At 69.6% G+C, this 21422-nt stretch carries 14 protein-coding genes; 7 read left to right on the top strand and 7 right to left on the bottom strand.

The window, feature by feature from the left end; genetic code table 11:
- Both ACEZHJ_RS02345 and dinB read right to left on the bottom strand, forming a co-directional pair.
- Positions 1-111 (bottom strand): transposase (locus ACEZHJ_RS02345; RefSeq protein WP_375036202.1); only part of this gene is annotated, 111 nt, incomplete at its 3' end.
- Between the two features lie 171 nt (positions 112-282).
- Entirely contained in the window at positions 283-1356 is a 1074-nt protein-coding gene (gene dinB / locus ACEZHJ_RS02340) for a DNA polymerase IV (protein WP_375036201.1), read from the bottom strand.
- Positions 1357-1707: 351 nt separating this feature from the next.
- Here dinB and ACEZHJ_RS02335 point away from each other — a divergent pair, with 351 nt between their 5' ends.
- From ACEZHJ_RS02335 to ACEZHJ_RS02310, 6 genes are all read left to right on the top strand, one after another.
- On the top strand, positions 1708-3366 hold the full coding sequence (locus ACEZHJ_RS02335; protein WP_375036200.1) for an ABC-ATPase domain-containing protein: 1659 nt from the start codon (positions 1708-1710) through the stop codon (positions 3364-3366).
- 836 nt (positions 3367-4202) lie between these two features.
- Complete coding sequence (locus ACEZHJ_RS02330) at positions 4203-4607, top strand: ABZJ_00895 family protein (RefSeq protein WP_163139798.1); 405 nt, start codon at positions 4203-4205, stop codon at positions 4605-4607.
- A gap of 297 nt (positions 4608-4904) precedes the next feature.
- Entirely contained in the window at positions 4905-6725 is a 1821-nt protein-coding gene (locus tag ACEZHJ_RS02325; protein ID WP_163139800.1) for an ABC transporter ATP-binding protein/permease, read from the top strand.
- A 285-nt stretch (positions 6726-7010) separates the two neighbouring features.
- Positions 7011-8471: an NCS1 family nucleobase:cation symporter-1 gene (locus ACEZHJ_RS02320; protein WP_163139802.1), complete on the top strand. Its 1461-nt coding sequence runs from the start codon at positions 7011-7013 to the stop codon at positions 8469-8471.
- A 214-nt stretch (positions 8472-8685) separates the two neighbouring features.
- Positions 8686-13665 (top strand): diguanylate cyclase, encoded by a 4980-nt coding sequence (locus ACEZHJ_RS02315; RefSeq protein ID WP_375036199.1) that lies wholly within the window; start codon positions 8686-8688, stop codon positions 13663-13665.
- A gap of 322 nt (positions 13666-13987) precedes the next feature.
- Positions 13988-14821 carry a phosphosulfolactate synthase gene (locus tag ACEZHJ_RS02310; protein ID WP_163139103.1) on the top strand — a complete coding sequence of 278 codons (834 nt, stop codon included), beginning with the start codon at positions 13988-13990 and terminating at the stop codon, positions 14819-14821.
- A gap of 62 nt (positions 14822-14883) precedes the next feature.
- Here ACEZHJ_RS02310 and ACEZHJ_RS02305 read toward each other — a convergent pair whose 3' ends face one another.
- The gene (locus ACEZHJ_RS02305; RefSeq protein ID WP_018718484.1) at positions 14884-15093 is read right to left on the bottom strand and encodes a dodecin; all 210 of its coding nucleotides are present in this window, start codon (positions 15091-15093) and stop codon (positions 14884-14886) included.
- 77 nt (positions 15094-15170) lie between these two features.
- The gene (locus tag ACEZHJ_RS02300; protein ID WP_163139102.1) at positions 15171-15920 is read right to left on the bottom strand and encodes a zinc ribbon domain-containing protein; all 750 of its coding nucleotides are present in this window, start codon (positions 15918-15920) and stop codon (positions 15171-15173) included.
- Positions 15921-16236: 316 nt separating this feature from the next.
- Between ACEZHJ_RS02300 and ACEZHJ_RS02295 the strand changes: the two genes are divergently transcribed.
- Positions 16237-16950, top strand: a complete 714-nt coding sequence (locus ACEZHJ_RS02295) for a type 1 glutamine amidotransferase (RefSeq protein WP_259199373.1) — start codon at positions 16237-16239, stop codon at positions 16948-16950.
- Positions 16951-16963: 13 nt separating this feature from the next.
- Here the strand turns inward: ACEZHJ_RS02295 and ACEZHJ_RS02290 are convergent, their stop codons facing one another.
- From ACEZHJ_RS02290 to ACEZHJ_RS02280, 3 genes are all read right to left on the bottom strand, one after another.
- Positions 16964-17761 (bottom strand): Mut7-C RNAse domain-containing protein, encoded by a 798-nt coding sequence (locus ACEZHJ_RS02290; RefSeq protein WP_205599739.1) that lies wholly within the window; start codon positions 17759-17761, stop codon positions 16964-16966.
- Positions 17758-18321 carry a DUF2845 domain-containing protein gene (locus tag ACEZHJ_RS02285; RefSeq protein ID WP_163139099.1) on the bottom strand — a complete coding sequence of 188 codons (564 nt, stop codon included), beginning with the start codon at positions 18319-18321 and terminating at the stop codon, positions 17758-17760. The genes ACEZHJ_RS02290 and ACEZHJ_RS02285 overlap by 4 nt, the downstream gene beginning before the upstream one ends.
- Positions 18322-18382: 61 nt before the next feature.
- Positions 18383-21418 carry an EAL domain-containing protein gene (locus ACEZHJ_RS02280; RefSeq protein ID WP_163139098.1) on the bottom strand — a complete coding sequence of 1012 codons (3036 nt, stop codon included), beginning with the start codon at positions 21416-21418 and terminating at the stop codon, positions 18383-18385.
- Positions 21419-21422: the final 4 nt, after the last annotated feature.

The raw sequence follows: 21422 nt of genomic DNA, 5'->3' as shown, positions 1-21422 counted from the left end.
ACCGAGATCCTGGTCCCGGCAGACATCAACCACCCTCAGCCCGTCGTCCACCACCAGCCGGGCAATCCGCTGCTTGTATTCCGCCGTGAACTTGCGCCGTTCGCGCGCCATGGCTGTTCTCCTCGTCTTGGGCAAGATCATTCCACCTAACGAGGTGTCCACGAAAATTAGACCAGCTCAAAGACCCTCTCCCCGAATTCCCAAAACCCTCTCCCCAAACCGCTCTCCCGTGAAGGGAGAGGGGCTGTACGGAGGGGGCTTGCGGGAGGAGGAGGCTCGGGCTCACTGGATGATGGAGAGCTGTTGGGGGCCCTCGGGGGTGTCGGTGAGCTGGGAGAGGGAGACGCCGAGCAGCCGTACCGCGCGGTGGAGGGTGTGCTGGCGCAGGCATTCCTGCACGGCGGCGGCGAGGGTATCGGGGTCGGCGCTCGCCTCGTTCAGTGACAGGGAGCGGGTCTGGGTGACGAAGTCGCGGTAGCGGATCTTCACCGTCACTGTCCGTGCGCGCAGGCCGCGCTCGGTCAGCCGCGGGATGAGGCCGGCAAGCATCTCCTCGGCCAGCCAGGCGAGTCGGGCGCTGGAGCGGCAGTCCTTCTGGAAGGTGGTTTCGCGGCCTATCGACTTGCGTTGACGGCGCGGGGCGACGGGGCGCTCGTCATGGCCGTGGGCGCGCTCGGAGAGGGCCTGCGCGTGGTTCGCGGGGAAGGCGGTTGCCAGGCGTTCCACGGGCGTGGCGGCGAGGTCCCCGATGGTCTCTATGCCGAGGTCGGCCAGCCTCTCGCCGGTGCGTGGGCCGACGCCGTGGAGGGTGCGCACGGGCAGGGGCCAGACCCGGTCGGGGACGTCGTCCAGGGTCAGCTCGGTGAGGCCGTCGGGTTTCTCCAGGTCCGAGGCGATCTTTGCGAGGAGGCGGTTCGGGGCAAGGCCGACGGAGCCGGTGAGCCGGGTGCGCGAATGGATGCGGGCCTTGAGCTCGGCGCCGAGGGTGCGCGGCGGTTCCGGACGGTGGCTGACGTCCAGGTAGGCCTCGTCCAGTCCCACGGGCTCGATGTGCTCGGAGAGCTCGCGCAGCAGGGCGAAGACCTCCGTGGAGGCGGCACGGTAGGCGGCGAGGTCCACCGGCAGGAACACGGCATGGGGGCAGAGCTCCAGCGCCCGGCGCAGGGGCATCGCGGAGTGGATGCCGTACTGCCGGGCCTCGTAGGTCGCGGTGGAGACGACCCCGCGGCGGTTCGGGTCGCCCCGGCCGCCGACCACCACCGGCTGCCCGGCGAGCTCCGGGCGGCGCAGCAGCTCCACGGACGCGAAGAAGGCGTCCATGTCGACGTGCATGATGGTTCGGTTCGGGGCGGTCATGGCGCCATTATGGGGTGATGTGGAGGGGTTGTGGGCGTGGTCGAATCACGGTGCGGTGCGACTGCATGAACAGAGATGTCGGCTGCCTTGAGCGGCCGACCTACGGGCGCCACCGCGGGTAGGTCGTGCACGGCCGGTGGCCGTGTGCGACGTCCCCGCCGGTGAACGGGGAATGTCGCACGCCTTCGGCGCACGACCTACGCGGTTGCACCCTGGGGCATTACCCAACCTATCGGTTGCCTGGAGTAGCCGAGCGAGGCGGGCCTGCTTGTGCCTTTGGCTCGGCTGCTGGAGTCGCCGACGCTGTGGCAGTCTGGGCGGCGTTTGCAGATTCGGCGAAGAGGTATCCTCATGCAGAAGCTCCAGGCCGCGCTCCAGCGCATCGACGGCAAGGGCTACAAGGCGTACCGCGATATCGAGGGCGAGTATGCCTTCGATGCCTTCACTCTCGTCGTCGATCACGTCCAGGCGGATCCGTATGCCGCGCCGTCGCGGCTGCGCGTGATCCTGCCCTACGACGTGGCCGACCTGCCCGGGGACTGCGTGACCGGCGAGCGGGCGCGGGCCGCGCGGGATTACCTGGCGCGCTGTTTCCGCCGCGCGGTCCGCGACGAGCGCGCCATGGCCATCGATGCCGGGGCACAGACGGTGCTGGACCGCACCGCGGTGCTGTTCACCGACACCGGGGTGGAGGTGCGCTTCACCCTGGGCCTGCCGGCGCGGGGACGGACGATCCTCGGGCGCCAGGCGGCGGCGCTGCTCTGCCGGCGCCTGCCGGAGGCCGTGGAGGCCCTGCGCCCGGGGCAGCGGGACGATGGAGCGCTGGCCCGGCACTGCGACACCGTCGAGGATCAGGTGGCGCTGCGCTCGCAGCTCGCGGAGCGCGGGCTGGTGGCCTTCGTCGCCGATGGAGCGGTGCTGCCGCGGCGCTCCGGCGTGGATGATCGCCCGTTGCAGGAGGCGATTGCCTTCGAGGCGCCGGACGCGCTGGCGGTCACGCTCGAGGCCCCGCATGCCGGATCGGTGCGCGGGCTGGCCATCGGCTCCGGCATCACCCTGATCGTCGGTGGCGGCTTCCACGGCAAGTCCACACTGCTCCGGGCGCTGGAGCTCGGGGTCTACGACCATGTCCCGGGGGATGGTCGCGAGCGGGTGGTCACCGAGCCCTCGGCGGTGAAGATCCGTGCCGAGGACGGACGTGCGGTCCATGCGCTGGACCTCTCGCCGTTCATCAACCATCTCCCCTACGGCAAGTCCACCGAGGCCTTCGACACGGCGCTTGCCTCCGGCTCCACCAGTCAGGCGGCGGCACTGCAGGAGGCGCTGGAGCTGGGGGCCGGCAGCCTGCTCGTCGACGAGGATACGTCGGCGACCAACTTCATGATCCGCGACGAGCGCATGCAGGCGCTGGTGGCCAAGCGCGACGAGCCGATCACGCCCTTCGTGGACCGCATCCGGGAGCTGCGCGACCGCCTCGGTGTCGCCACCGTGCTGGTAATGGGCGGCTCCGGCGACTACTTCGCCCACGCCGATGCCGTTATCCAGATGCATGACTACCTCCCGCGGGACGTCACTGCCGAGGCCCACCGCATCGCCGAGGCGCACGCCGGGCAGCGCCGGGAGGAGGGCGAGCGCGACCTCGCGGCGCCGCGCCCGCGGGTGCTCCAGCCCCGTTCCCTCGATCCGCGTACCGGCAAGGGCAAGCCCCGGGTCAAGGTCCGGGGCGTGGATACCCTGGTCTATGGCGAGGATGAGGTCGACCTGCGCGCCGTGGAGCAGCTCGTCGACCCGAGCCAGGTCCGCGGGGTCGCGCGGGTCCTGGCCCGTCTGGCTGAATCCGATGAGGTATGGCTGTCCGCACCGGCGGATGCCGTAGCACGCCTGCTGGAATCGGACTGGACCGGGCTCACGGCCCGGCCCGACGGCGACCTCGCCCGCCCCCGCATCGCGGAGGTCATGGCGGCCCTCAACCGCTTGCGGGGCGTGCGCCTGCGCGCCGGCGGCGGGTGACGGCGTCCCGCCGCGTTGGGATTGGTAATCAGTCGTCCTGGGTGGTCTCCTCCTCAACGGCCGAGATGCCCGTTTGTGATGTCACGTCTCGTTGTGGATCGGCGGCGATGTCGCACACGGCCGGCGGCCGTGCACGACCTACCGTTACTGCGCGCTGGCGGGTGAACCCGTTTGCGCGGTGGTGCCGGGGCACACCCTCTCCCCAACCCACTCTCCCGTGAAGGGAGAGGGGCCCGGAGCCGCCAGGGAAGGTCGGAGGCCTTCGAGCGACCGCTCCACGGCCGGTTTGGCGGCGCTGAGCCGCGGCGATTCCGGGTAGGCCGGCTGCTCGAAGGCAGCCGACAGCCCCGATCGTCTCGCCCGGCCTGCCGGTGCAGCGCTCGTGTGCCGGGTGCCTGCCGGCCGGGCGGGGGCGCACGCCGTCACGCCCGATCCATACGAATGGCCGATCCCATGAGGCCGGCGGCCCGCCCGCATGGGCCATTCCCTCCCCGGGGATTGTGGGTTGCCTTCGAGCGACCGCTCCATGGCCGATAGGTCGGGGATGTCGGCTGCCTTCGAGCAGCCGATCTACGGCGGGGGACCGCCGTGAACCCGGGTGGCGGAGCGCGTGCATGCACGGCGCGGACGGGGCAGACTGCACGGAGGCCCATTGCCGGGGACGGTGGTGCGGTGCGTGATCGCCCAAACCGCACGCCCGTTTCCGGCGACGGGGAGGAGCGGGGCGGCACCTGCCCGTTTTGACGGTGTCGTCCCGCGGGTTTTGCGGCGGTCCGGCTCGTATCCGTGCCGGCCGTGATTTCGCGTTTTCGACCACCAGGGAAGGGGTGAACATCATGTCCATACCGGGCGCTATCCTGCGTTTCCTTCTGATCTACGTCATGCTCCTGCTGGCTGCCGGAGCCGTGGTGGACTGGCTTGGGCTGGACGCCGGCAGCGGGGTCAATATCGGTATCCTGTGCGCGAGCGTGCTCTGGGTATGCGATGCGTTCGGCCGGCGCAACGGGCGGTATTTCTCGAACGGCGAGCGCAACGCCGTCTTCCTCGGGATGGTCATCGTCGATGTCGCGGTGCAGGGCGGGGTCACCGCTGCGGTGCTGGCCGCCGAGGAGGGCCCGGTCGACCGCGGCGCCGTGGCGCTCGGACTCCTGGTCGTGGGCCTGAGCCATATGGTGCTGATCGGGGTCGTCGTTGCCCTGAGCCGCCGGGGGCTGCGCCGGCGCGGTATCGTCACGGACTAGCAGCCCGCCCGACTTGGGCCGGGTTGGCTGCGAAAGCGGGGCGGTGGCAGCCCTGCGCGCCTATTCGTCACCTGCGCCCCGCCACGCCCCTCACGCCTTGCCGCCCCATGTCCTCGCTGGAATCCATCCAGCCCCGGCACACCGCCAGTGCCGTCGCCGCGCTGTCGCCACGGCGGCAGCGGCGTACCATGGGGTGAGGGTTCGGGCCCCGTCTGCCGGCGGCGGCCTTCATCCACCATATCCGGAAGGGCAGGGCGTGACGACGAATCGATCCCGTATCCCGTGGAGGGCCGGCGCATGAGGCCGGTGTGGCACCACCCGCGTACCGAGAGCCCGTCGGGGCGCACCGACGCCGGCAACCTGTGGCGCATGCTGGGGTACCTGCGGCCGTGGCGGGGCCGTGTGGCGCTGGCCCTGGCCGCGCTGATCGGCGCCAAGCTCGCGGTGGTGGGCGTGCCGCTGCTGCTCAAGCGCGTGGTGGATGCCCTCGACACCGGTGGTTCGGCGATGTTCGTCACCGCGCTGGGGCTGCTCGGCGCCTACGGGGCGCTGCGGCTTGCGAACTCCGGCTTCTCGGAGCTGCGCGACGCGCTATTCGCGCGGGTGCGCTACGCGGCCATGCACCGCCTCTCGACCACGGTGCTGCGCCACCTCCACGAGCTCTCGCTGGGCTACCACCTGGAGCGGCGGACCGGCGCCGTGTCCCGGGACCTCGCCCGTGGCACGCGCAGTGTGAGCAGCATCCTCAACTACCTGGTGCTCAATCTCGTGCCGACCCTGGCGGAGACGCTGCTGGTGGTGGGCATCCTGATCTGGCACTACAGCTGGACCTTCTCCGCCACCACGGCGGCGGCCATCGCGGTGTACATCGCCTTCACCCTGTCGGTGACCGAGTGGCGCATGTCCCACCGCCACCGCATGAACGCGCTGGAGTCCCGGGCCAACGACCGGGCCGTGGACAGCCTGCTCAACTACGAGACGGTCAAGTACTTCAACAACGAGCCCCACGAGCTGCGGGCCTACGACCGCACCCTGGACGAGTGGACGGACGCCGCAGTGCGCACCCAGGTCTCCATGGGCGTGCTGAATTTCGGCCAGGGCGCGATCATCGCCGTGGCGGTGACCGCGATCATGGTGCAGGCCGCGCTGGGCGTGTCGGCGGGCGCGATGTCGCTGGGCGACCTGGTGATGGTCAACGGGCTGCTGCTGCAGCTGTTCATGCCGCTGAACGTGCTCGGCAGCATCTACCGGGCGATGAAGTACGCGCTCGCGGACATGGACCTGGTCTTCCGGCTGCTCGACACCCCCGCCGGGGTTACCGACCGGCCGGACGCACAGCCGTTGATGGTGCGCGAGGGGTGTGTGCGTTTCGAGGGTGTGGCCTTCGGCTACCGGCCGGAGCGGCGGGTGGTGGAGGACATCGACTTCACTATCGGACCGGGCCGGAAGGTGGCGGTGGTCGGACCCTCCGGGGCCGGGAAGTCGACGCTGGCGCGGCTGCTGTTCCGCTTCTGGGACCCGGACGAGGGGCGGATCACCATCGATGGCCAGGACCTGCGCGAGTGCACCCAGGACAGCGTCCGCACGGCCATCGGCATCGTTCCCCAGGACACGGTGCTGTTCAACGACACCATCGCCTACAACATCGGCTACGGGGCGCCGGCGGCCGGCCGTGCGGAGATCGAACGGGCCGCCCGGCTGGCGGACATCCACGACTTCATCGTCACGCTCCCGGACGGCTACGACACCGTGGTGGGCGAGCGCGGGCTCAAGCTCTCCGGCGGCGAGAAGCAGCGGGTGGCCATCGCCCGGGTGATCCTCAAGCAGCCGCCGATCCTGGTCTTCGACGAGGCGACCTCGAGCCTGGATTCCCGCTCCGAGGGCGCCATCCTGGGGGCCCTCGACGAGGTCGCCCGCGGCGTCACCACCCTGGTGATCGCGCACCGCCTCTCCACCGTCGCGGATGCCGACGAGATCCTGGTGATGGAGCACGGCCGTATCCGCGAGCGTGGCAGCCATGCCGCGCTGCTTGCCCGCGACGGCCTCTATGCCCATCTCTGGCGGCTTCAGCAGGCGGAATCGGAGGCGGAGACCGGGGAGGCGACGGCCGCACGCTGAGTGCCGCTGTGAATCACGCTGGTGCATTCCCCGGCCGCGCGGGTGCGGCGTGGGCTGTCACGTCGGCGATGAGCAGCGGGTCGTGCATTCCCCGGCCGCGCGGGTGCGGCCGTGGTGCAGCACGGCCCCGGCCGGCTCGCGCAGACGCCGGTGCGGGCGGCAAATTTACGGCAGTGCAGCACGCGGAACGGTCCTTGCTACGTGCGGCTGGTCGGGGGCACGGTAAGAGCGACCGGGGCCGAGTCGTGACCGCGCCACGTCCACGCCGTCGCAGGGGTAGCCGAGATGAGCAGCGAACCCGACCTGAGTATCCGCCACGTCGAACCCTCCCTCTACAACGACGACCTGGCCCCGGTGCCGCGGGACAAGCGGAGCTGGGGCTGGTTCGAGATCTTCAACGTCTGGGCCAACGATATCCAGAGCCTGTTCGGCTACACCCTGGCGGCGTCGCTGTTCCTTTCCTACGGGTTGAACGGCTGGCTTGTCTTCGGCGCCATCGTGCTTGCAGGCGTCGTAGTGATGGTGCTGGTGAACCTCTCCGGCCAGCCCAGCGTGCGCTATGGCATTCCCTATCCCGTGTTCGCCCGGGCGAGCATGGGGGTGCGCGGGGCCAACCTGCCGGCGATGGTGCGCGGCATCGTCGCGATCTTCTGGTACGGCGTGCAGACCTACTTCGCCTCAACGGCGGTGGAGCTGCTGATCAGCGGGGTGACCGGCCTGGGGGGCGGACAGACCGTGCTGGGCATGACCGGGGTCGGGTGGCTGTCGTTCGCGCTGGTGTGGCTGTTCCAGCTCTACCTGTTCTGGAACGGTATCGAGTGGATCCGCCGCTTCCTCAACTGGGCCGGGCCGTTCGTGTACCTGGTGATGGTCGCGCTGATGCTGGTGATCGTCTGGCGTGCCGGTGGCGGGCTGTTCGCGGAGCTCGGAGAGATCTTCTCCGCCGGGGGCGAGCCCGCCGGCGGCACGCTCGGGGCGTTTCTCGCGGTGACCGGCACGATGATCGCCTATTTCGCCGCGGTGGTGATCAACTTCGGGGACTTCTCCCGGTTCGTGCGCAGCGAGCGCGAGATGAAGCTGGGCAACTTTCTGGGCCTGACGGTCAACCTGGTGTTCTTCTCGCTGATCGCGCTGGTGATCACGGCGGGTACCGTGGAGCTGTTCGGCGAGCAGCTCACCAACCCCACGGATATCGTCGAGCGTGTGGACAATGTCGTGCTGACGGTGGTGGCGGCGGTGGTTTTCTTTACCGCGACGGTGGGCATCAATCTGGTGGCCAACTTCATCCCGCCGGCCTTCGACCTCGCCAACCTCTGGCCGAGCCGGATCAGCTTCCGCATCGGCGGCGTGATTACCGCCGTGGCGGCGTTCTTCATTGGCGGCCTGTGGGTGTCGCTGATCAGCCAGCTCGGGATTACCGGCTTCGTGAACACCCTCGGGGCCGTGCTCGCGCCTGTCTACGGGATCATGGTGCTGGACTACTACCTCATCAAACGCGGGCGTTTCGACGTCCAGGATCTCTTCTCCGCCAGCGCGGACGGTGCCTACTGGTACGACAATGGCTGGAATGTCCGGGCGCTTGCCGCCTGGCTGCCCGCAGCGGCGTTCTCCGTCGCCTCCGTGTGGGTGCCGGCCCTGCAGGTGCTCGCCGGTTACAGCTGGGTCATCGGTGCGGTGCTCGGGGCCGCGCTCTACTTTGTCGCGATGTGCCGGCGGCGGGAGGCGCTGGCGACGGAACGGACCTGACGGCCATGAAAAGGTGTGAACGGCGCCGCTGAACGATTGACACACGGCTGGCGGACCCGATATACGCTGAGAAAATACTGGCCGGGCCGTGCAGCACGTGACGGGTCCGGCGGCGGGACACGCGTACACACGGGGTTGACGGGGCATGCGCACCGCGCGTGCCGTCCGCACGGCGGAAACAGCGGGGTCGCAGTTGGGGGAGACGGGGCAGCCCTTGGGGTGGAACGAGAGTCTGTGCATTCTCGAGGTCCTTCGCGACGACGGCTCGACCCGGCTGCTCCGTGTCGAGCCGGGGCAGGACGGGACGCGGCGCCGGCTCGTGAAGCTGCGCTCGGGGATGGGGTCATCGGCCAAAGCGGTCTGCCTGCACTCGGATCACGAGGTGGTGAGCCGTCACGATCTCGCCTGTGCGTTGACGCTGGAGCGTCTCGAGGGCAGCGGACAGGATGCCTGTCTGTTTTTCGACGACCCCGGGGGCGAGCTGCTGGACGACATCGCGCTGCCGGGGCTGCGGCAATGGCTGGTGATTGCCACCGCCGCGGCCGAGGCGCTGATCGAGGTGCATGCCGCCGGCCTCGTCCATCGTGACCTCCGTCCCGAGACCTTTATCTGGAACGGTGAGCGGATTTACATCACCGATTTCTCTCGGGCGGTGCGCATTCGCCGCGAGCACCGCGATCTGGATGTCCCGGACTCGAACACCCACCGCCTGCGCTATATGGCGCCGGAGCTCACCGGCCGGTTCAACCGGCCGGTGGACTACCGCGCGGATTACTACAGCCTGGGCGCGGTGCTCTACACGCTGCTCGTGGGTCAGCCGCCGTTCTCCGCCGATGACGCCCATGAGCTGATTTACCAGCACCTCGCGGTGGAGCCGGTCCCGCCGCGGGCACGGCGGGACGATGTCCCGGAGGTCGTCTCCCGGGTGGTGCTGCGCCTGATGGAAAAGGACCCTGACGGCCGCTACCAGCACGGTGAGAAACTGCTCGCAGACCTGCGCCTGGTGGCGGACGTGATCGATGGCCGGCGTGCGGACGATCACGGTCTGCTGAGCGGTCGCGAGGGCCAGCGGCCGCTGGACATCCCCCACCGTCTCTACGGCCGTGAGACCGAGCGCCGGCGCCTCATGGACAGCCTGGAGCGTGCCTTCGAGCACCGTCCCCAGCTCGTGCTCATCGCCGGTGCCTCGGGGATCGGCAAGACGACCCTCATCCGCGAGACCTATCTGCCGGTGACACGGCAGCGGGCGTTCTTCGTCTCCGGCAAGTTCGACCAGCTCAAGCGGGCCCGTCCCTATGGCGCCTGGCTGGACGCGCTGGAGGACCTCGTCGCCTTCATCATCGCCGAGCCGGCGGAGACACTGGAGTGGTGGCGTGGCCGTCTGTGCGAGGCGCTGGGCGCGCAGGCGGGTCTGCTCACGGCCCTGAGCCCGTCGATGCAGGCCCTGCTCGGCGAGCAGCCGCCGCCAGGGGACCTGCCGCCGGCGGAGGCCAAGGAGCGGTTCCGGGACACGGTGCTGCGTCTGTTCCGCGTGTTCAGCGAGGCGGACCGGCCGCTGGTGGTCTTCCTCGATGACCTGCAGTGGATCGACGATGCCTCCCTGGAGCTTCTGGAGACGCTGGTGCAGCGGCTCGAGCAGCTGCCGCTGCTGATCATCGCCGCCTATCGGGACGACGAGGTCCCCGCCACCCACCCACTGATGCTGGCCCGGCGCACGCTCCAGGAGCGGGGGCGGTTTACCCTCAGTGCGCTGGAGCTCTCGCCGTTGACCGAGGCGGACGTGACGACGCTGCTGACTGAGGGCGCCCGGCGCTCCGCCGGTGAGGTCGCGGAGCTGGCAAAGGAGGTGCTGCACCGCAGCGGCGGCAATCCGTTCTTCATCTGGCAGCTGCTGCGCACGATGCGGGACAGGGGCTGGCTGTTCATGGACGACGCCGGCCAGTGGTGCTGGGACCTGGACGCCGTGCGCGGTGCCGGGGTGCCGGATCAGGTCGTCGACCTGATGCTTCACCGCCTGCACGGGCTGCCGCGGGAGAGCCAGCAGCTACTCTCCTGGGCGGCGTGCCTCGGGACGTCTTTCGATCTCGATATCCTCGCCTGGCTGGCGGGGCGCGAGATGACGGATGTCTACGATTTGCTGCGGCCGGTGCTCGACGAGGAGTTCATACTGCCCGTGGGGGATCCCGCCCTGGTCGGAGACCGGGTCGTCTCCCGCAGCTTTCGTTTCGCCCACGACCGCATGCAGGAGGTCGCCTACCGTGCCCTCCCCGAGGAGGCGGTGGAGCCGTTGCACCTGAGGATCGCCCACCTGCTGCGCGAGCGCCTGCCGGCGGCGCGCCGTGCCGAGCGGGTGATCGAGATCGCTGGTCACCTCAACCTCGCCCGTTCCCTGGTGAGCGGCGCGGAGGCGGGTACGGACCTGGCGCGGGTGAACCTGGACGCCGCCCGCCGGGCCAAGGCGGCGGCCGCCTTCGCCGCCGCGGTGGAGCACATGCGCGCCGGCATGTCACGCCTGCCTGGAGACATCTGGGAACGGGACCCGGCGCTCGCCTACGCGCTTTACCGCGAACGCGGCGAGCTCGAATACCTCAACAGCGACTTCGAGGCGGCGGAGCGCTACGTCAGCGAGGCGATCGCGCGCGAGACGGACATCTTCCGTCGCGCCGACCTTTACTACATGCGCGTTGTCCAGTGCACGCTCCGGGCGCACTACACCGAGGCCGTGGCGGTGGGGCGCGAGGCGCTGGCTCAGTTCGGCGAGGTCCTGCCGGAGGCGGACCTGGAGGACGTCCGCGACCGCGAGCTCGCCGCGGTGCGTTCCCTGCTGGAGGGGCGCCCGCTGGAGTCGCTCGGTGGCATGCCGGCCATGACCGACCGGCGCCGGCGCGCGGTGATGAAGCTGCTGATCGCGCTGGGGCCGCCGTGTTACCGCGCCCACCCGGGGCTGTGGTCGGTGATCGTGGCCCGCGAGGTGCGGCTGTGCCTGGAGAGCGGCAACGTTACCGGGGCGGCATACAGTTACCCCGCCTACGGCGGCCTGCTGACCCACGTGGGGCAGGGTGACGGCGGCGACTGCGCGGCGCTCTATCGTGCGACCCGGGAGCTGATGGCGCAGTTCACGGACCGCGCGGAGAACAGCATGGCGCACCTGATGATGGGTAGCTCGCTGACCCACTGGTTCGCACCGCTGCAGGCAGCAAGCGAGGACTACCTGGAGGCCTACCGTACCGGCCAGGCCTCGGGGAACCTCCAGTACGCCGTTTACGGCTTCGGCCACGATACCTACTGCCGCTATTTCCGCGGTGAGCCGCTGGACGAGCTTATCCCGGATGTCCTGAGCTACCTGGAGTACACCGAGCGGCGGCGCAACCTTTGGGGCATTGATCTCATCACCGGGGCGCTGCGTGTCTTCTCCCTGCTCCACGGCGGACGGGACGAGCCCGACTGGCTGCACAAGCACGAGAGCGAGACGGATTACCTCGCACGCTGCGAGGCGCACGAGAACCTCCAGGTTCTGTGTATCTACCACATCATGCGCGCCATGGCGCTGCTGCAGCTCGGAGAGGTCAGCGCCGCGGCGCACAGCATAGGCGAGGCGGAGACGCGGCTCGACAGCGTCTCCGTGCAGGGACTGCTGCCGGTCACCCAGTTCCCGGCGCTCAGGGCACTGGTGCTGGTGCAGGCGCCCGAGGCCCTGGACGCCGACGACGGGACGGTGGCGGCCGCCCTGGAGGACGCCGTCGCGCGCTACGGGCGCTGGCGCCGCCACGCCCCCGACAACTTCGAGCACTGGTACCGGCTGATGCAGGCCGAGCAGGCGCGCCGGGACGGTGACGTCACCGCACTCATCGACGCCTACGACGATGCCCTCCAGGCCGCCCAGCGGCAGTCCTGCTGGCCGGCGGCGGCCCTGATCGCCAGGCGTGCCGCCCTGTACTGGCGCGAGCGCGGCCGCAACGCCTTCGCCGGCATCTACGAAGACCAGCTCGCCCAGGCGTTCCGGCAGGGCCGGGCGTCGGCGGCGCTGGCGCGGTTCGACGGCGGTGCCCGCGCGGACGAGCCGGCGGGGCGGGGACCGCAGATGGATGCGGTCATCCAGATCGCCCAGGCGCTGTCGCTGCACACAGAGCTCGATGAGCTCGTGCCCGAGATCATCCGCAACGTCGCCCTGCAGACCGGTGCCCAGCGTGTCGTGTTGCTGCTGGCCAGGGACGACGATCTCCGCGTCGCCATGGACAGTGGCATCCACGGGGCACGCTACTACGATACGCCACCGCTGGTCGATAATGTCGAGAGCCTGCCGCGTTCGGTGATCCGCTATGTCGCGCGCACCCAGCGGATGCAGCGCTTCGGCCGCGGTGAGGTCGAGCACAACCTCATGCTCGCCAACGACCGCTATCTCAACCCGGCCGATACCGGCGGCGGGGGGTTCACCGGCACTGCCTGGTGCGTGCCGCTGACCTACCTCGGCGAACTCATCGGTGTGCTCTACCTGGAGCATGCCCTGACCGCGGAGGCCTTTGACGAGCGTCAGCGCCCGCTGATCGAGTTCCTTGCCGCCCAGGCCGCGATCTCGGTGCGCAACATCGAGCTCATCGACCGCCTTGCCGAGGAGGGGCGCGCCCGCCAGGACGCCGAGCGGCGGATGCAGTCCGCGGACGCGGAGATCTCCGCGCGCCGGGCCATGGAGGAGCGGCTCAAACACCTGGCCAACACCGACGCGCTCACCGAGCTCGCCAACCGGCGCATGTTCATCGAGGCCCTGGAGCTCGCGTGGCGCCAGGCCCGGGACGCCGAGACCCCGGCGGCGGTGCTCATGGTCGACATCGATCACTTCAAGGACATCAACGACCGTCACGGCCACGCCGCGGGCGACGAGGTGCTGCGCCATCTCGCCGGGCGTTTCCGGGCGACCCTCCGTGCCGTCGACATTGCCGCGCGGATCGGCGGCGAGGAATTCGCGGTGCTTCTCGGCGCCGGCGAGCAGGCGGATGCCGTGGCGGACCGGCTGTGCCGGCAGATGGCGCAGACCCCGGTGCGGGTGGACAGTCATACCATCACCTTTACCGTGAGCATCGGCGTGGCCCACCTGCGGCGCGCCGACAGCAGCCACGAGGCGGTGTTACAGCGTGCGGACCAGGCGCTGTACCGCGCGAAACGCGACGGCCGCAACCGCGTCGCCACCGAGCTCTGATCCCTGAACCCCGACATCGTGCCCGTGGACGGCACCGGCGGGGTGGCCGTCGTCGAACTGTTGCGGCGGCTGTTCCGGATCTACCGCGAGACCCCGGGGGATACTCGCTGCTCCGGTGTCTGACGCCGCGGCGGAAGAGGATACCCGCGCGGCGGCTCTAAGGGTGTTACGGCTTCCGGCTCGCCGGCGAAGCGGTGGAGGACCCATGGGCCGGGTCTTTCCGCTCTTGAAATAGCAATCATTCGCAGCAACATACAGGGGTATAGCCGGGGGACAGACTCACACATCGGCCTTTTCCGGACATGGTCCAGGAGGTGCAGTCATGGCCGAAACCAGCTTCGACTTCATTCCCCGTGCACACCGTCCCGACAAGCCCCGCTCCGTGGGCGTGACCGAGATCCGCGGTCCCTACTACGCCACCTACGGCACCCGGCATCTGGCCGACGTGCTCGACGTCGCCGGCCAGTGGGTGGACGGCGTGAAGTGGGCCGGCGGCTCGTTCGCGCTGCTGCCCCGCGAGCAGGTCCGTGCGATCAGCGATCTCGCCCACGAGCACGACGCCTACGTCTCCTCCGGCGGCTGGATCGAGACCGTGCTGCGTTACGGGCCGGAGGCGGTGGACCGCTATCTCGCCGAGGCGAAGGAGGTGGGTTTCGATGTCATCGAGATCTCCACGGGGTTCCTGTCCATGCCCACGTCATCGCTGGTGCGGCTGGTCGAGCGCGTCCGGCGTGCGGGGCTCAAGGCCAAGCCCGAGCTCGGCATCCAGTTCGGCTCCGGGGGCGACTCCACCGAGGCGGAACTCGCCGCCGAGGGCAAGAAGGACGTCGGTGACCTGGTGAACCGCGGCCGGCAGGCGCTGGATGCCGGGGCGGACATCATCATGATCGAGTCCGAGGGCATCACCGAGAACGTGGCGCCCTGGAGCACCGGTGCGGTCGCCGCGATCATCAACGGTCTCGGGCTGGAGAACGTGATGTTCGAGGCCGCCGACCCCCTGGTGTTCGAGTGGTACGTGAAGAACTACGGCAACGAGGTGAACCTGTTCGTCGACCACTCCCAGATCCTCCAGCTCGAGGGCCTGCGCCAGAACATCTGGGGCAACAAGTCCACCTGGGGACGGATCGCCAACGTGCCGCCGCTCGACGAGGGCTGATGGTCGAATGTGCCCCGCGGGGCGTGACGCCGGGGCCACCGGCGTCCGCCCCGGTGTCGGGGTCAGTCGTCGAGGGTGAAGCCGAGCTTCACCGTGACCTGCCAGTGGGCGACGCGCCCGTCCTCGACCTCGCCCCGCGTCTCGGTGACCTCGAACCAGCGGATGTTGTGCAGGGTCTCCGAGGCGCGGGAGATGGCGTTCTCGACGGCGGCCTCGATGCCCTTGGGCGACGAGCCGCAGAGCTCGGTGACCTTGTAGACGTGAGCGCTCATGGTCTCCTCCGCAGTGCCGGCGGGCGGGTGCCCGCGTGTCTCCTGTCCCAAGCGTAGACCACCCACCGGGGCCGGTGTCAGCGCGCGGCGCGGGCACGCAGGAGGAGCACCGCGCCCCAGAGTAGCGCGCCGGCCATGATCAGCCGGCCGGCGTTGAGGGTGATCGCCGCGAGAAGCCGGTCGTAAGCCAGCAGACCCGTCTCGCCGAGGAGGTACTCCCAGTCGTGGAAGCCGTAGGGGGCGGTGTGCCCGGTGTTGCCGCCGAGCAGCGGGAGCTGGCCGGCGCGGGCGTCGGCCATGTAGGGGGCGATGTCCAGGAAGTTCTCGCCGAACCACCACAGGCACAGGCTGGCGCCGAAGGTGTCGCCGCGCCCGCGCAGCAGGGCGATGCCGCAGATGACGGGCATCAGGAGCTGGCCCAGGGTGCCGCCGAGGGAGGTGACCCATTCGCCGAAGGGCCGGAAGAGCAGGTGGCCGAACTCGTGGAAGGGCAGGTTGACGTTGTGCAGGAACCCGGCGTCCCGTCCCAGAGCGGCGATGTCCTGAATCATGTAGCTGCCGCCCCAGACCAGGAAGGCCAGCCACAGCGCGAGATAGCCCCACCACAGCGTCGCCATGGCTGCCGGGGGCACCGCCAGCGCCGCCGCCCGGCCGGCCAGGCGTTCGCGCAACGGCGTACGCCGCTCGGCGCGCCGGGCCTCGTAGGCCTCCAGCCGCGCGAGGTAGGTCGCGTACTTGTGAAAGACGACGCCGCAGTGCGTGCAGGTGACCTGCTCCGCGCTCCGCGACGCACCGCACTTCGGGCACTCCATGCGTTCGGATTCCATCACCGTATCGACACGATAATAGCCGGCCGCGGCCTGCGGACGGGCAGTGGCCGGCGGGCCGGCTGGCGTAGCCGCGGCTATACCGTAGCACGGGCGCCTGCACCGCAGCGGCCATGCGGTATCGTTTCGCCCCTGCCTCGGATTCTTGCGGCGGGCGCTGGTGGGGGCGTCAGCGGTCCCCGGCTCCGCCCGGTCGTGGATGCTGCTTCGTCCCTCTCCCGGCCGCACGATGGAACGATGTATCCCGACCGCCCATAATCGGCACCGGGGCGGCTCGCGGCCGCCGGCACGGATCACGTATTGCAGGGAGCCGATCATGCGCGCGCACTATCTACAGCACGTGCCCTTCGAGGGGCCGGAGCGCATCGCCGAATGGCTGGAGGACGCCGGCTACACCGTCACCGGCACGCCGCTGTATCGCACGGCGGCACTGCCGGCGCCGGACGAGGTGGACCTTCTCGTGGTCATGGGCGGGCCGATGAGCGTCAACGACGAGGTGGCGTTCCCCTGGCTGGCGGCGGAGAAGGCGTTCGTGCGCGGGATCATCGAGGCGGGGACCCCGGTGCTCGGCGTGTGCCTCGGCGCGCAGGTGATCGCCAGTGCCATGGGGGGCGCTGTTGGTCCGGGCCCGGAGAAGGAGATCGGCTGGTTCCCGATCCGGGGCGAGGGTGGTGGCGATCGGTCGCTGTTCCGTTTCCCGCCGTCGGTGGAGGTCTTCCACTGGCATGGCGAGGCCCTGGCGCTGCCGCCGGGGGCCGTGCGGCTGGCGAGCAGCCCGGTCTGTCCGAACCAGGCATTCCAGCTCGGGCGCACCGTGCTCGGGCTGCAGTTCCACCTGGAGACGACGCCGGCCTCCGCGCGGGCGCTGGTGGAGCACTGCGGTGACGAGCTCGTGCCCGCCCCCTACGTGCAGAGCGCGGCGGACATCCTGGCGGCCCCGGACACCCGTTACGAGGCGATCAACGCCCTGATGGGCGAGGTGCTGGCGTTCCTCCATCAAGCGGCGCCGGCCGCGGCGGGTACGCGTTGAACCCTGTCCCCGGTCAGTGGGGCGGGGCGTGCGCGATCTCCCGTGTCCCGGGAGGCGCGCCCCCGCCGGCACCGTCGCGGACCTCCGCGACCAGCGCCTCCAGGTGGCGCACGTGGCTGCCCGCCCAGTAGAGCTGGCCGCAGCCGTCGCACTCGCGAAAGCGCCGGTAGTAACGGCGGGTCTTCGGTGCCAGGCGATGCTCGATGGCGGCCTTGTCCACCGCGCGGAGGACGCCGTTGCAACGGGCACAGCGGCTGAGCGGGTCCATCCAGGCCGCGAGCGGGAAGCGTACCGCCACCTCGTGGAGCTGGTCCCGGGGTGTGTCGGCCCGCAGGAAGCAGGCGTGGGTGACCAGACGGCGCTTGAGCAGCCCGCGGTCGCGGGTGAGCAGGATGCGGGCATCGCTGGCGGCGATCGCCGCCAGGGTGGCATCGTCATGGTCGTTGCGGTAGCGGGTGTCGAAGCCGAGCAGCCGGAGGTAGCGGGCCAGCGTGCCCAGGTGCGTGTCCGCGACGAAGCGGGGCGGCAACGCCGGTGGTGGCCGCAGCAGTGAGGCGCCGTCCGGTGCCAGCGTGGTGAAGACGGGGTAGACGCTGATCCGCTCGCCGGCGGTGACGAGGTGGCCGAAGCCGACGGCGGTCCCGTCGACGAGGATGAGGCCGATCTCGGTATGTGGCACGCCCAGCGCCTCGATGACGTCCTTCACCGAGGCCCGTCGCGCAACCTGGTAGTCGAATGGCCGCTGTCTGTGCTCCGGTGCCAGGAAGTCGTTCAGTGACGCGTAGAAACGCAGCTGCGCGGCCCCGGTCAATCGCCGCGCTCCTCGCCAACGGTCACCGATCGCACCTCGCCGTTGACGATCTCCACGATCCGGTTGAATCGCGTCGGGCCGAACGAGTAGACCCATTCGTCCACCTGCTCGAGCGCGCTCAGCGAATGCCGTCGGTCGTCGGACACCCCGGTGCGAAAGCGTGTGCGCCGGTGCGCGGGTGTCCCGCAGCGGCTGTAGAGCTCGAGCTTGGACATACCGGTGCGGATGCTGTTGGGCGTGCACTGGCCCGCCACGCCGGAGGAGAAGCCGTAGCCGCCGGTCTCCTCGCGTACCAGCTCGCCGTTACGGAAGGTCAGGATGCGCAGGAACTGCTGGGGGCCGCGGTTGTAGTACCACGCCTCCACGTCGCTGACGTAGCCCGTCCCGGGTACGAAGGCCTCCGCACGGTGCTCGATGTAGTCCGGCTCGCCGCAGTGGCGCGCCACCCGGAGGGTGCTGTCACCCGGCTGGATCAGGCGGCTGCCGCAGCGCAGCCCGGTGGCGGTGCCGCTGAAGAGCAGTACGGTGATCGCGATCAGGAATGCGGTGGCGGTGCGCATGGTCCCCTCCGGTGGCTACCCGTATACCGATCATGGATCAGGCCGCGCCGGTATGCACGGATCAGCCGCCCTTGCGCGCGACCACCCACTCCCGGAACGCCTCCGCCGGGAGGGGGCGTGAGAAGTGGAAGCCCTGGACCTCGTCACAGCCCTCCCGCCGCAGGAACGCGACGTGTCCGGGCGTCTCGGCACCCTCGGCGATCACCCGCAGGCCCAGCGTGTGCGATAGCGAAATGATGGCGCGGGCGATCTCCGCGCTGCGCGGCTCCGTATCCAGGCTCTGCACGAACGAGCGGTCGATCTTCATGGTGTCCACGGGCAGGCTGTGGAGGTACGACAGCGATGCATAGCCGGTGCCGAAGTCGTCCACCGCCACGGTGATGCCGCGCTCGCGCAGCGCGGTCAGGGCCGCCGCGGTGGCCTCGGAGTCCGACATGGCGGTGCCCTCGGTGATCTCGAGCTCCAGCCGCTCCGCGGGCAGGCCCGAGGTGGCCAGCACCCGGTCCACGGTCGCGACGAGGGTGTCGCTGCGGAACTGGCGCAGTGACAGGTTCACGCCCACGCGCAGGGCACCCACCCCGGCCACCGGCCAGCCGGCGGCCTCGCGGCACGCCTGTTCCAGCACCCAGGCGCCGATCTCCTCGATCAGACCGCTCTCCTCGGCCACGGGTATGAACTCGGCCGGGCTCACCGGGCCGAGCTCTGCATCGTGCCAGCGAAGCAGCGCCTCCGCGCCCACGATCCCGCCGTCTTCCAGCCGGATCTGGGGCTGGTAGTGCAGTGACAGGGTGTCGCTGTCGAGCGCCGTGCGCAGGCGGTTCTCCACGGTCAGCCGGCGTTGTCCGTGTGCCGCGAAATCGGCCTGGAAGAAGCTGTAGCTGATCACGGCGGACTGTTGTGCCCGGCGGGTGGCAGTCATCGCGGCGATGACGAGTCGTTCCGCGTCGCGACCGTCCTCCGGCGTGATCGCCACGCCTACATTGAGGTTGGTGAATATCGTCTGGTTCGCCAGCGGGATCGGGGCCTCGACAGAGGAAACCATTCGGCTGGCCATGTGTTCGGCGGAACGGGGCAGGCGATTTCGCGTGTCCCGGAGAAGTACCAGGAAGGTGTCGTGACCGTAGCGTGCGGCGATGCCCCCCGAGGGACGCACGACCTGGTCGAGCCGTTCCCCGACCAGGCGCAGGAGCTGCTCGGAGAGACGCGGACCCAGTGTTTCGTGGATCCGGCTGAAGCGGTGGATGTCCGCGAAGAGCACGGCGACGCCGGAGCTGTTCTTCCCGGCATCGGTAGCGAGCATCTGGCTCAGCCGGTCCAGGGCCATGTTCCGGTTGGGCAGGCCGGTGACGTCGTCGTAATTCGCCATCCGGTACAGTCGTGCCTCCAGGGCGTCACCGCGGCTGACGTCGAGGCCGCTGAGTGTGTAATGCGTGATGTAGCCGTCATCATCATGTATGGCCGTCAGGGTCACCCACAGGCGGTAGGACTCGCCCGTGCGTCGGCGGCGGCGTGCCTCTCCCTGCCAGCTGCCCATGGTTTCGAGCTGTCGCCAGACGGCCTCGTCGGCGAAGATGTCGTCATCGCCGTAACGTCCGTCCGCTACCGCGGCACCCACGATCTCGTCCGCGTCGTAGCCGGTGATTCGGGTGAATGCACGGTTCACGCGCAGGATTCGCCGCTTGGCATCGAGCACCATGCAGAGCTCCTCCGAGTGCTCGAAGAAATTGTCCGCGAGCCGCCGTGACGCCTCCGCCTCGCTATGGGCGGTCACGTCCAGCAGCGCGCCGACGACCTCACCGGTGGTGCCGCCATCCTCGTTGATTATCTCCAGGTTTTCCTGGAGCCACCGCACGTCGCCGTTCGCTCCGTGGACACGGTACGTCTGGGTCACGCGGCCGTCGTCGAGCAGTCGATTCCGGCTGTCCCGCACCAGTTGCCGGTCCCGGGGGTCTACCTGTCTCAGCCACCACTCGGAATCGCCGAACTGCCCCGGGGCGAAGCCGAGGATCGTCCGGACCGTATCGCTGATGAACGTCGGTACCAGCCGGTTGCCGGTGATGCGGGCGCGGAAGATCACTGCCGGACTAATGCGGAGGATGTAGCGCAGCTCCGAGAGCGCGGCGAGGTGGCGCCGGTGCAGGAACGTACCGATGCCCGAGCCCAGAATGACCAGGCCCAGCAGGGACGCACCGAGCGTCACGACGTCGGAGACGAAGGACATCGTGGGCTGGAGTACCGCTGAAAGCGGGGCGGTTACGGCGACGTAGAAACGCTCGTCGAACCACCGAACCGGTGCGTACGCGACCACCTGGTCGTCGGCCACCGCGTGGCGGCCCCGGATGAGATCGTCTTTGCCGAACGGGGGCGCAATACCGATTCGCTTCGACAGGTCCGCAACGCTTTCCACCTCGTTGCGCATTTCCGAATCGTCCGCAGCGAGGCCGATGGGATGCCAGAGCATGGTCCCGTCCGGACGCACCGCGTAGGCATGTCCGCCGCGGTAAGGGTGCACGTTGCCCAGCAGGTGTTGGAGCATTGCCTGCAGGTCCAGCCACCCCTCCACCTGTCCCAGTGGGGGGCCATCATCCTGAACAGGTGCAACGAGGTGGATCAGCCAGCGGCCGTTGATCTGGTGGATGTGGCCGTTCCGCCCTGCTTCGCTGGTCCGTACCGCCCTTGCCGGGAGAAACGGGCCGTTGCACCAACCCTGGCCCGGTTTGCTGAGCACCACGCCTGAGGGGGCCGTCAATGTGACGGCGCACAGTAGCCGTCCGTGGACACGGTCCACCGTGGTCAGCAGTCCCTGGACGGCGCGCAATCGCGCCGCATCGCTGCCGTCCCTCAGGGACTTCTGGACACGATCGTCTGCGGCGATCACCCGAAGCGTTTCGTGATATTCCCCCAGAGCGCGCTGTAGTGCGTCCGCCTTTATGGCCGCTGCGAGCTCGATCTGGCGACCGGCCTGTGCAAGCGTATCCTCGCGGAACTCCGTGTAGATCCGCTGGAGCAGGACCGCCGCGCCGATGACCAGGACCCCGAGCAGCGCGACGGGCAGCCATCGTCGGGTGCGGCTGACAGGGGCGGTAAGAGACGGCATTGAG

This window comes from Arhodomonas sp. KWT2 (assembly GCF_041949875.1).
Lineage (GTDB): Bacteria > Pseudomonadota > Gammaproteobacteria > Nitrococcales > Nitrococcaceae > Arhodomonas > Arhodomonas aquaeolei.
The sequence above is the reverse complement of the archived record's forward strand: the minus strand, read 5'-3'. Positions and strand labels throughout refer to the sequence as shown.

Excerpts from the sequence above, each read along its gene's own strand:
- dinB (WP_375036201.1), bottom strand. The coding sequence starts at position 1,356 with ATGACCGCCCCGAACCGAACCATCATGCACGTCGACATGGACGCCTTC.
- ACEZHJ_RS02335 (WP_375036200.1), top strand. The coding sequence starts at position 1,708 with ATGCAGAAGCTCCAGGCCGCGCTCCAGCGCATCGACGGCAAGGGCTAC.
- ACEZHJ_RS02330 (WP_163139798.1), top strand. The coding sequence starts at position 4,203 with ATGTCCATACCGGGCGCTATCCTGCGTTTCCTTCTGATCTACGTCATG.
- ACEZHJ_RS02325 (WP_163139800.1), top strand. The coding sequence starts at position 4,905 with ATGAGGCCGGTGTGGCACCACCCGCGTACCGAGAGCCCGTCGGGGCGC.
- ACEZHJ_RS02320 (WP_163139802.1), top strand. The coding sequence starts at position 7,011 with ATGAGCAGCGAACCCGACCTGAGTATCCGCCACGTCGAACCCTCCCTC.
- ACEZHJ_RS02310 (WP_163139103.1), top strand. The coding sequence starts at position 13,988 with ATGGCCGAAACCAGCTTCGACTTCATTCCCCGTGCACACCGTCCCGAC.
- ACEZHJ_RS02305 (WP_018718484.1), bottom strand. The coding sequence starts at position 15,093 with ATGAGCGCTCACGTCTACAAGGTCACCGAGCTCTGCGGCTCGTCGCCC.
- ACEZHJ_RS02300 (WP_163139102.1), bottom strand. The coding sequence starts at position 15,920 with ATGGAATCCGAACGCATGGAGTGCCCGAAGTGCGGTGCGTCGCGGAGC.
- ACEZHJ_RS02295 (WP_259199373.1), top strand. The coding sequence starts at position 16,237 with ATGCGCGCGCACTATCTACAGCACGTGCCCTTCGAGGGGCCGGAGCGC.
- ACEZHJ_RS02285 (WP_163139099.1), bottom strand. The coding sequence starts at position 18,321 with ATGCGCACCGCCACCGCATTCCTGATCGCGATCACCGTACTGCTCTTC.
- ACEZHJ_RS02280 (WP_163139098.1), bottom strand. The coding sequence starts at position 21,418 with ATGCCGTCTCTTACCGCCCCTGTCAGCCGCACCCGACGATGGCTGCCC.